The sequence below is a fragment of the Mucilaginibacter pedocola genome, assembly GCF_002013915.1.
Classification (GTDB): domain Bacteria; phylum Bacteroidota; class Bacteroidia; order Sphingobacteriales; family Sphingobacteriaceae; genus Mucilaginibacter; species Mucilaginibacter pedocola.
In genome coordinates this window covers 21,535-33,496 of sequence record NZ_MBTF01000017.1, presented here as the reverse complement: position 1 = coordinate 33,496, position 11,962 = coordinate 21,535, and the positions used below count along the sequence as shown (strand labels likewise).

The following is an 11,962-nucleotide window of genomic DNA, read 5'->3' as shown; positions in this document are numbered from 1 at the left end:
CGAAAAAGCATAAACAAAAAAGCCGCAGTTTTAGGCTGCGGCTTCGTTAACATGAACACAATAATTACAAAAGTTTCCTTTGCAGATCGGTGCCCCAGCGGTAGCTGATGCTAACCTCGTGGGTGGCATTGTTGTAGCCGCCCAAATTTGATGATGATGTACCGAATTGGTAGCTATAGCCAACTTTAAAGCTGTTGGCGTTTACCGATATAATGCCCGCCACTTGCTTGTTGGTGCGGTAGTTTAGGCCTAAGCCCAATTGCTCTTTCAGGATAACCGTTCCCGAAAAATCGGCCACCACGGGCGAGCCCTGCAGATACGATACCAGCGAGGCCGGCTTCAGGTGCACATCCTCATTCAGTTTTAGCAATACCCCGCCGCTGAAATAATAATGGCTGCGCAGGTAGTTGGCTTGCTGTACCGATGCCGTACCCAGGTTACGGAAGCTCAATTCCGGCACCGATACGCCGATGTAATAGTTATCCCCGTAAAACATTACCCCGAAACCAATATTCGGCTTAGTTTCCCGCACATCCTGGCTAAACTGCGGGTCGGATGGGTCCAAAATCGAATAGTTGGCCACATAACTGCGTATACCAGCATTCAGCGAAACAGATAAGTACGACGAACTGGCCAATTGAATAGATTTTGCAAAAAAGCCATTCACTTCTGTTTGGTTCTCTACAGCAAACTTATCGTTCACTAAAAACAAACCTGCGGATGCGCCTATATTCTCCAGCGGGAAGCTCGCACTCATCAGCAAACTTGTTGGTGCGCCATCTATTCCTACAAACTGCCTGCGGCCCAGTATGTTTACGTTGCCTGCTTTATCCAGCAGTGAATAAGCAGGATTTACAGGCGTCAGGTTATCGGCATACTGGTTGTAGCTGAACAAGTTTTGCTGCGCCATAGCGCTGCCGCCCATAAAGGCGAGCGCCACCATTGCTGTTAACCGTTTAATTATAGTTTTTTGTTTTGTAGCTTTCTTCTCGTTTTCAGGAATCACGTTTATATAGTTTTAATTAAGGGTCTTAATATTTAATGACCAGGTAGCCCGCCGCCCGTTTCACCTCGTCACCTTTTTTGTACTCTACCGAATAAAAATAGGTACCCGCACGCTGCCTTACGCCTTTAGACGAACGCCCGTCGAAGGCTTGCCCCTGGTTATCGTAACCTTTTGCTTCATAAATCAGGCTGCCATCGCGGTCCATTATTTTCACCGTATTTTCGGGATAGGCCGTTATGCCTTCTATTACCAGGCGGTCGTTAATATCGTCGCCGTTTGGCGATACGGCTTGTTTAACCACTAAATCTTCGGCTTGATTGGCAACATCGGCTTTTTTACTATCCACTATGCCCATCGCAACAGGTTTCCCGAATGTTGAAGCTAAAGCACGCAGAGCGGGTTTGGTTACTACCACGGTAAAGGTACGTTTAGTAACACCATCTTTTGCGGTTATTTCAACGGGGATACTGGTAGTAGTACCTGTTAAAGCTATAGGTTTCCAGTAACCGTATGCTTCCCCGTTCACTTTTACAGTATTTTCTGCTTCGGCGGTATTTACGCCTACTCTTATACTTGCTACACCGCTGCCTACTTCAGTTACCCAGGTATCGGTGGTACCTACGCGGGTAAGCTCACCGGGGTATGTAAACAGCTTAGTGAGGGTTATAGATGAAGAATCCGGATCGCGGATAACCGTTACATTAAATGTACGAACGGTAACGTTGTCTTCTGCTGTAATAGCTACAGGGATAACTTGCGGACTGGTGGTTAAAGCAATAGGATCTGTTGTTGCCTTCTGATCTAAATGGATATTATTTACCGTGATTGAAGCGCCACGTTCGGCAGTGGCCACGCTAAGCTTCACGCTCGGAACAGCGCTGCTAACGTGTACCGTATAGTCATCCGTATTACCGGTGCGCACCAAAGTGCCCGGGTAAACAGCAAACTTGCTTAACGTAACATCGCCTGTCGGGTCACGGTCAACTGCTATAAAGATAGTTTTTTTGGTCACCCCATCTTCAGCGGTTATTTCAATAGGCAAATAAGAAAAATTCTGGTTCGTAGTTATCGGGGCAGATGGCGTGTCCTGGTCTGTAGGTATACCATTGATCTTGATAGTTGCCCCCGCCTCGGCAGTGGCTACCCCGAGCCTGAAACTCTCTACACCCAAACTTACTTTCGCCGTCCAGCGGGTGATATTTTCATCGTAGGTTAATGTACCGGGATAAATATAAAACTTACTTAAGGTAATATCTCCGTTTGTAGCACGTGTTATGGTTACCGTTATGGTTTGTTTGGCAACGCCATCCTCCGCGGCTATTTCTACCGGTACAACCGTTGTGTCGCCGGTTAACACGATAGGTGCAGATGCAGTACCCTGCATTGTTGAAACACCATTAATTTTAAAAGTAGTGGCCGTTTCTGTGGTGGCTATACCCAGTTTAACGCTACTAACACCGCTACCTACCTGGCCTGCCCAATTATCACTGGTACCAACACGGGTTAGCTTATCCGGATACATATATACATCTTTCAGGGTAATAGTACTGGTAGCAAGCCTTGTTACATTTATAGTGTAAGTTTTAACTGTACTATCCTGGGCTGTAACAGAAACTGTTATTGTATTTGCCCCCAGATTTAGCGGTACATCGAGCCAATCCTGCCCGCTAACTACGGGCTTACCGTTCAGTTTAAGAGAAAAATAACTTTCCGCATAAGGTGTTACCCTTACCCGGGGCGCAACTACCGTAACATTGTAAGATGTAACAGATGGCGAAAAAGCCGGGCTAAGCGGACCAGGGACAACAGAAAGCGATGAAAGCACAGGGCTGGGAGCCCGCACGGTAATGTCAAGTTTTGCCGTATCTATCCCAGCCGCGTTTATTGCAGAAATGGTATAGTTTGTTACAGGCATTGGAAATGATGCTGTGCCCGAAAGCGTACCTGTGGTGCCGTTAAAAACTAAACCATTTAACGCAGGATTAATAGTAAAACCGGTTACCGTTACTTTACGAATACGATCGGTGCCTGCATCCGTTATATAAATATTGCCCAGGTTATCGGCAACAATGCCCGAAGGCATTGAAAACGCAGCCCCGGTACCTACCCCATCAGCCTTTTGAGGCTGGCGCACAGGATCGATGTTGCTTCCTCCTGCCAAAAACTCAAATGCTCCACCCGATGGGATTTTATACAATTTGCTGCTATTTTCTCCGCAGGTAAGGTAGATATTTCCAACAGCATCAGCGGTTACACCCAGAACCCCAAAGCCTACAGGTATATTGCTTACTACGGCAGTCGAGGTTATTTTGCGTAAACCGGGAGCGTTTATACACACCACATATAAGTTACCTTGCCTATCTGCGGCTATTGCCGAAGGGCCATCGAAACTGGCCGCTGTACCGGTGCCATTTGTGCTATCGTCGACACCACTACCCGCAAAGGTAGTGGTTACACCTAACGGTGTTATTTTCCTGATAAGGTTATTACCGTTATCAGCAACAAATAAATTTCCCGCGTTATCCATAGCAAGCCCGTGCGGGCTTCTAAAACTGGCAGCAGTACCGGTTCCGTTAGTGGCACCCGCAGTACCGCTACCGGCAAATGTACTCACTACTCCACTTGGCGTCACTTTCCTGATACGGTTATTGCCGGCATCTCCTACGTACAGGTTACCGGCAGCATCCAACGCCATACCAACCGGATTGTTGAATTTTACAGTACCACCGGCCCCGTCAGCATAGCCTGCAGTTGACTGGCCTACCAGCAAAGTAACCACTCCCGAAGGCGTAATTTTCCAAATAGCATTTTTTATTGCCATATACAAGTTCCCCTGCAAGTCGGCACATATCCCTGTGGCTCTAAATTGATTGTATTGAAAGCTGGCAGCACCTCCGGATAAATTTAACGTGGAAGTTGTAGCATAAGCAATTGCCGGAACAGCCCCCCCGGTTATAGTTGGAACAACAGGCGTAATATTATCACCCTTATTAAAAACATAACTATTGGCCGGATAACTTAAATTTGGCGCCTGGCCGACCCTAACTACGGTAACAGTATAGGTATTTGTGTTAAGGCCATCTGCAGTGGTAACTGCAACGGGTATCGTATTTATGCCTACCGATAGTGTTATAGTTGGCGACGCCGCGCCATTGACTACATCCATTTCGTTTACCGTTATAGTAGCACCTGGTTCAGTAGTTGTCGGCGTAATTTTAATGCTGTTAGTAGCATAAGGTAAATTAACCCTGTAACCCGTTATTGTTTCATTAAAAGCCGGGCTAAGGGTGCCCGTATTAACACTTAAATTGCTCAAAACAGGTGCAGCGTATGGCTTTGCGGCAGGTGTGCCACTGTTTAGGGCATACGCTGCACCTGCATGGTTGTAGTTATTAGAGTTTTTGGCTACAGCAGTAATGTTAACTGCAAAGGCTGCAAAAACAAGCAATAAAGCAACGTGTTTTTTTTGTGCAATTGTCATAACGAATAGGTTAATGTTTGTGCGTACAAGGTACATACTATTCGTTAACTTACACAAATTCAACACGTAAAATATTTAATACTTAATTATTAAGTAACCGGACTTCCTTTTTAACTCGGTGCCTTTTTTATACTCTATAGAGTAAAAATAGGTGCCGGCCTGCTGCATAGCGCCTTTGCTGCTATGTCCGTCAAACGCCTTGCTTTCGTTATCGTAACCTTTGGCCTCGTATATTACGTTGCCACTACGGTCCATTATTCTCACAACGTTATCAGGGAACAAATCGATGCCTTGTATAGCCAACCTGTCGTTAATGCCATCTCCATTGGGCGACAGCGCCTGTTTCACAATAATATCTTCGGGCGATGCCTGTAATACAGCTTCGGTTTTCTTTATAACGCCCACATCGGTTTTCTTGTTAACCGGTGCAGCGGCCAACATGGCAGGCGCGCCCTTACTTACTATTATTGCCCAGCTATGGCTGGTAACACCATCCTGTGCTGTAACAATTACGTTTATGGTGTTTTCGCCGGCGTTTAAAGTGATAGGTAACGATGGTACGCCACTTGCGGTAACCATACCATTTATACGGATGGTAGCATCTGCATCGGCCGCCACTGCAACCACTTTAATGGTTTTTGTAGTGGCAGATACGCTGGCCGTTGTGTTGTACTCGGCAGGCCCGCTGCTTACCGTAGTACGCGCCACGGCAGGTTCTACTAAATACAATTTGCTCAGGATGGCTATTGACGAAAGCAACGATTTCTCTACTTTAATAACATAGCTTTTGGTAGTTGTACCATCTGCAGCAGTTACCTGCACGGTAATATAGTCGGGGTTGCCGGTTAGCGATATAGGCAGCGATTTTTGCCCGCTCGCAGTAACAGTTCCGTTTACTCGTATGGTAGCAGCGCTATCTGTTGCAACTGCAACTACGCGTATAGTAGATGTACTTGCCGATACAGTGGCCGTAGAATTATAGTCGCCCAAACCGGTAGACGAAGCCACGCGGGCCACGGCAGGCTCTACCAGGTAAAGTTTGCTTAAAGTGGCTACCGACGAAATCGGCCTGATTACTTTAACCGCGTATACCTTGGTGGTTATGCCGTTTGCTGCTGTTACCCGCACGTTTATCAAGGTAGTATCGGACACTAAAGCAACAGGTGCCGAAGTTGCACCGCTGGCTGTTGACACATTGTTTACTGTTATAGCCGCTCCGGCATCACTTGCCAGGGCTACCACTTTAATAGATGTTGTGCCCGACGGTACGATAGCCGTAGAGTTAACATCGCCGGGGCCTGCAATTGCCGCAACCCGGTTTACGTTAGGATCTACAAGCGACAGCTTGCTAAGCGTAGCTATTGATGAGAGCGGCCTAACAACCTTTATGGAATAATTTTTAATGGTAACGCCATTTTGCGCGGTAACCTGCACGGTTATATAATTGCTTCCGTTGGTTAACGGTATAATTGCCGACGGTGTACCGCTTGCCGTAATAACGCCGTTTATTTTAATGGTAGCACCGTCATCGGTTACAGTAGCAACCACACGGATAGATGATGCATTGCCCGATACTGCAGCCGAAGAGTTGTAATCGCCGGGGCCTGTAGCTTCGTTAACGCGAGTTACAGCCGGCTCTACCAGGTATAATCTACTCAATGTAGCCACATTGGATAACGGCCGGTATACTTTTACCACGTAATGTTTCACCGTAAAATTATTAGCCGCGGTTACCTGTACATTTATAGAGGTAGAATCACCGGTTAGGGGCACGGGTGCCGATGGCACACCGCTTTGTATGGCAACTCCGTTTAATAGCATTGTAGCACCTGCATCTGTAGGGGTGGCCAGTATACGTACAGATGCTGTTCCTACCGGTGCCGTAGCAACCGAGTTAAAGTCGCCGGGGCCGGTTGCAACGTTCGTTCTTACCAGTGTGGGTTCTATAAGCAAAAGTTTACTAAGGTTTGCTACCGGCGAGGCGGCGCGTTTTACCGTAACAATGTAGTTTAATATAGTTACCCCATCCTGTGCGGTTACTTTTACAGCCAATGGATTAGAACCGGTTATTACAGGTACCGCTATTTCGCCATTGGCATCGGGGGTTTTACCATCAATACTCACAATAGAAGTTGATGCTTGCTTTATTGGTTTGATGTGGGCAGTATCGGCAGTACTGGCAACGGATACGTTATAGGCCAACGTATTAGCATTAAAGGCCGGGCTAAGGGTACCTTCGCGCACGGTAAGCGCGGTTAGTGTTACTTCGGCCGGCAGTGCGCGGTTAATGGTTATTTGATATGATTTTTTAGTTACATTATCTGCTGCGGTTACCAGCACTTTCACAATATTGGCACCCGGCGCAATAGCTATGGGCGCAGTAGCAACACCACTGGTTGCCGTAACACCGTTAACCTGCAGGGTAGCGCCTGCATCAGTTACCACGGGCGTAATTGTAACCGATGTTACTGTTGATGCCACAGCAACTGAATAATTATAATCGGACGGACCGGCTACTGAATTAAGCGTACCGGCATTTGTTGTTAGTGACGACAGCGTAGCAATGCTGGAACCTGCCTGCGCCCTCGCCACTGTTATGGTGTAGGTTTTATTAGGTCCATCCTGCGGGCTCACCACCACGGTAATGGTATTTAAGCCGTAGGCCAATGCTACGTTATAGTTGTTGTACGCTGCGGCCTGGGCACTGCCGTTTATAGTCACCCTTGCTGCAGTATCGGCAGGGACGGCAGAAATGCCAATGCTTGATGTAGCTGCGGTTACATCTAAAGTATAGGCCAATACATCTTTATTAAATACCGGGGCTATGGTACCTACCGAAGTATTTAACGTCGCCAGGCTGGCATTGGCCGATGCACGTTGCACAACAACCGTATAGTTACGGATGGCACCACTGGCAGCTTTTACCTGCACGGTAATATTTGTTGAAGTACCATCGGCGTTTAAGGCAATAGGCTGCGGGGTATCGCCGGAGTTCAATGTGTTACCATTTATAAGCAACTGGTAGCTCGAACTCCAGGCCGGTGTTATGGTGATTGCTGCCGTGGCCGACGATACTTTGGTAATGTATGTGCTAACCTCTGCATCAAATGCGGGGCTTAGCGTACCGGCGCTGGCTGCAAGGCCGGTTAAAGCCAGGAATTTATCGGCACGAATGATGTTTACATTATAATCGGTTTGTACACCGCCTTCCTGCGAACCTACAGATATAGTAACCGGGTTACTCCCCTCACTTAAATTGATCTTTGGCGAAGGCTTGCCGCTACGCGCAGGTTTACCAAACATGTAAAGCGAGCTATTAGCATCAAGCGTGGTTGCCGTAATATCTGTTTCTTCTAAACTATTTGGTACCTGCACTTCGTAGCTGGTAACATCTTTATCAAATACCGGCGTTAAAGTTGCCCCGCGTACAACTAAAGCAGCCAGGCGCGATTCTGTTGCGATGGGGTGTAGCGTTACATAATAAGTTTTAGTTACCGAGCCGTCTGCCGAAGTGATGGCAAATGTGAAAGGAATATCAGTGCCTGCTATTGCTGTATCAATGGCCTTCCCCGGATCGAAAGGTAGCCCGTTAAGCGTAACCGACGCAGCTTTGTCGGCAGGGACAAACTCAAATTCGGCACGGGTGGCGCCCGGGCTAAGCAGCAGGGTATATTTGGTAGAATCGGGGTGCACCCTTGGCGTTATTTTAGCGTCGGTAACTATAGCAGCCAGGTTGGCGTTAGATATTACAGCCAAGTTAAAGTTTGCCGTAACGCTATTCTGGCCATTGTAAGCTCCAACGGTATAATTAACCGGGGCGCTGTTTACTGTTGGGGTACCGCTTATCGAGCCATCGTTTATATTAAAACTTAAGCCTTCGGGCAGCGGCTTGTTTAAGTAATAACCGCCGGTGGCTTTAGCTTTTTTTATGTTAGTAGCGGCGTAGCCAATGTATGCGTCGCCTTTTTTATCAACCGTAAACGATGCTACGGCTACACGCGGCGGGAACGGTGGATCTTTTGGCGATAGGCCTTCAATAATAGTTGCCACATCGGTACCATCGGTTTTAAACTTAATTACTGCACCGGTATTGGTAACCGCGTAAATGTAGCTGCCCGATGCATCGAATGAAATATTGGCCACATTAGCAGTCCTGGCCGAAAATGTTGTTAGTGCCGATTGGCCCTTAGGTAACTTAAACAAACCGTTTCCGCTTTGGTCGCTCACATAAAGGTTATCATAAGCATCAATGGCTACTGCGCCTGTAATTTCCAGCCCGCTAACCACATCAGCTATAAATGAGCCGTTGGCTGCGTACTTTTTAACAGTACCTGCGCTTGCATCGGCAACATAAATATTGCCCTGCGAATCTACCGCACCCTTAGCACTGCCCGAAGCTATTACTTGCGTAGCTGTAGTTGCACCCACCGGTATTTTAAAAACCTCGGTATCGCTAAAGCCATACACATTACCGGCCTTATCAACGGCGAGGTCGCGTGTTTTCGAGGGGGTGGTTAATACAAGGCGCCCGCTTCCGTCGGCAGGGTATTTAAACAGTTGGGTACCATCATCGCCGGCGGTATATATGTTGCCCGCAGTGTCTATCACCGTTTTTGGCCCGTTAGAAAAACCCTCGTTAAAGTATTCGGCATCGGCGTAGGTCACGGGTAAAATACTCTCGCTTGTTGGCACAATGCCTTTTACTTGTGTATTACGCCCAAGCGATATGTTACCGCCGTAACTTAAAACAAGTGGCTTGGATTTCTTTAAGCGTAAATAATAAACTTTAGTCATGCCCCACGCGGGTGCTACACTGATGCTCACGATGGTTTCGTCGCCGTTGAGCGGTATGGTAATTGGCTGGCCCGATATAACCGGTTCAGAGAAGTTAAGTGTAGCAGAAGCATCGGGGTTTCCAATTTCCGGTGTGAAAGTTGCCGATGTAGCACCAAGGTTGGCAATAACTGAATAATCCGTTACATTGGGGTCAAAAGCAGGATACAGTCCGGCAGAGTCTACAGTTAGGCTTGTGAAAGTAGCATCCGAAGAATATACTCGTAAACCCATATCGGCGGTAATTGCAGTGGTATCGGTATACGCTGTTACCCTATAATCCATTCCCATAGGTGTAGGAACCTTTGGCACCCCACCTATAGCGCCCGAATTGATATCGAAGGTAAAACCTTCGGGCAGTGGCCTGTTTACATAGTAGCCGCCTGTAGGCTTTACCTTTTTTAGTGATGTACCGCTGGTTATGTACACATTCCCTTTGCCATCAGCCACAGCATCGTCAGCATCAAAACCCGATGCCACTACCTGTTGCGCGCCGCCAAGGGCATCTACTCTAATTACGCTGTTTGCCTGCGTAACTACATATATATTGCCCGAAGGATCGATACTGATGCGTTTAATACCCTGAGCTATATGGGCTAAAGGCGTAGTGGTTTCGCCCGACTGCGATAACAGGAAAATATCGTTACCAATAGGCACATATATCCTATCAGAATTATCGGTAGCAATTGAATTGATGGCCGTTCCCGTCCATATCTCTCCGGCGGGCCCTCCTTCAATAAATTTATAGATACGGTCTGTTCCAGGTATATAGGTAGTCTCGTGGGTATCCAGCACTATGGCACCCGAGGCAGGCGCAGTAAATAATACTCTCCCTGCCATAGGTTCGCCATTCATCTGGAACACCTGGCCGCTATTATCCTGCCCGTAAAGGTCGCCGCTTTTTGTTTGGGCAAGCGATACTATTGGGTTGCCGGTAGCTGTAGCCGAAGCTAAAAGGTTACCGTTTGCATCGTACTTGTCTACCGAGGTGCCGTTAGGGTTTATGGTATAAACATTGCCTTGCGGGTCTACCCGAACGCGGGAGTTAGCTGCCGTTGTTATTGCCAGTGTACTTGGCGCCCCATAAACTGGCGGCGTAATGCTTACGCTGTAAGGCTGTACCGGTGCTTCAGAATAGCCAACAGCAAATTTCATATACGGATATTGCCCGTATTTACTGTAATTCAGCGTGGCTGCTGAGGGCGTACTGGCTATTACAAGGTAAGGCAACGAAACACGCCCATCGACCGACGTAACTACCACTGCGCGCTGATCAACACCGCCGGATACATCCATGCTGAAAGTAAACGGAGTAGTGCCCGATACCGGTGTGTCGTATTCAAAACCAATAGTGCTGTTGGGGTCTTTTGGTGTGGCAGTTACCTGCACCGTAGTAGTACCATTAGGCACTATAAGATTATACGTTGTTTTTTCCGCCTGAAAAGCCGGGTTAAAATTGCCTGCCGATGAAGTTAACGAAGCTAAGCCGGCCAGTGTTGACTGGCGGAAATATAGGTTTTGCGCACGTTTTAAGGTAAAAATCGGTTCATCTGCCATCGAAAAATCAAACAGCAGTAATTCGCTTACGTAAAAATTGCTATGAAAGCCTTCGTCGGTACTGCCACCAATCATGAGAGGGCCTCCCCTGTCGGCATAGGCACCAAAAGATGTAAAACCATCGGGGAAAGAGGTGTCATTGTAAACCCTTAATGTACTACCATGAGGCGAGGGTACGCTTAATGTGAACAGGTAGATAGAAGCGGGCATGTTGCTGCTCACAAAGTTCTGTGAACTGGTATAGTCCTCGTTGTTATTACCACTAACAGGATCGCCGAGTGATGCCCGGCCATTACTGTTCACAAATATAAATGGAGCCGGTTGCCCCTGCCCCGAAACTATTGTACCTCCGCCAGCTCCATCGCTTTCGCCAACACCGGTTTTAGATATCAGGGTAGAAGGGGTTGCATCCTCGCCTTTGGCAAATGCTGCCATGGTTGCGCCATTGGTTATAAATGCCCCTGTCCATGCTTTTAGGCTGGCATTATTAAAATAAACGGCCGGGCGCCCATTTGCTCCTAATATTTTACTATTTTTTGCAATATATGCATGGCCTGTTGCCTCCCTCATCGTGCGCCCATTACCGCTTTGGTCGAACCAGGCAGTAACATAAGCGTCGCCGGGGTGCTGGCTCAAAAGAGTGTTGAGCGCAACAGTATCCAATTCACCTGAGGGGGTGAACCCGATAGATGTACCAAAGTTGTCGCTAAATTTTAACACTACTGCCTCTCCGTTATATTGGCTGCTTACCTTACGTAACGAGTAAGCGGCCGCCGGTAAGTTCTCGCTTGTCAGCCCAACCTTATCGAGCGGGTTTTGCGCCTTAACGGTGGACACAAAACCGACGATCAAAAAGGTCAGCAGTAAACAAAGGAGCACCTGCCAATTTAGCCGATGCGTTTTAGGGGAATTAAAATGTTGTTTTTGCGCGGGAAGTAAAAGTGTTTCCATACAACGGGCTTAAGCTTAGTTTAAATTAATCAGGGATGAAAAGGGCTATTTTCAATTTGTATGCAAGATGAGTTTTTGCACAGGGAAACACCAAAAATTGGCGGTGACAAAAAGTTGACAATTAATGACAACTA

3 protein-coding genes are annotated in these 11,962 nt (G+C 47.4%); all 3 read right to left on the bottom strand.

The features are described from left to right. Positions 1 to 64: 64 nt before the first annotated feature. Positions 65 to 1,006 (bottom strand): PorP/SprF family type IX secretion system membrane protein, encoded by a 942-nt coding sequence (locus BC343_RS16760; protein ID WP_078348965.1) that lies wholly within the window; start codon positions 1,004 to 1,006, stop codon positions 65 to 67. Between the two features lie 25 nt (positions 1,007 to 1,031). Next, the gene (locus tag BC343_RS16755; RefSeq protein WP_162276887.1) at positions 1,032 to 4,487 is read right to left on the bottom strand and encodes a cadherin-like beta sandwich domain-containing protein; all 3,456 of its coding nucleotides are present in this window, start codon (positions 4,485 to 4,487) and stop codon (positions 1,032 to 1,034) included. Between the two features lie 75 nt (positions 4,488 to 4,562). Beyond that, entirely contained in the window at positions 4,563 to 11,828 is a 7,266-nt protein-coding gene (locus BC343_RS16750; protein WP_078348963.1) for a cadherin-like beta sandwich domain-containing protein, read from the bottom strand. Positions 11,829 to 11,962 lie beyond the last annotated feature (134 nt).

Excerpts from the sequence above, each read along its gene's own strand:
- BC343_RS16755 (WP_162276887.1), bottom strand. The coding sequence starts at position 4,487 with ATGACAATTGCACAAAAAAAACACGTTGCTTTATTGCTTGTTTTTGCA.
- BC343_RS16750 (WP_078348963.1), bottom strand. The coding sequence starts at position 11,828 with ATGGAAACACTTTTACTTCCCGCGCAAAAACAACATTTTAATTCCCCT.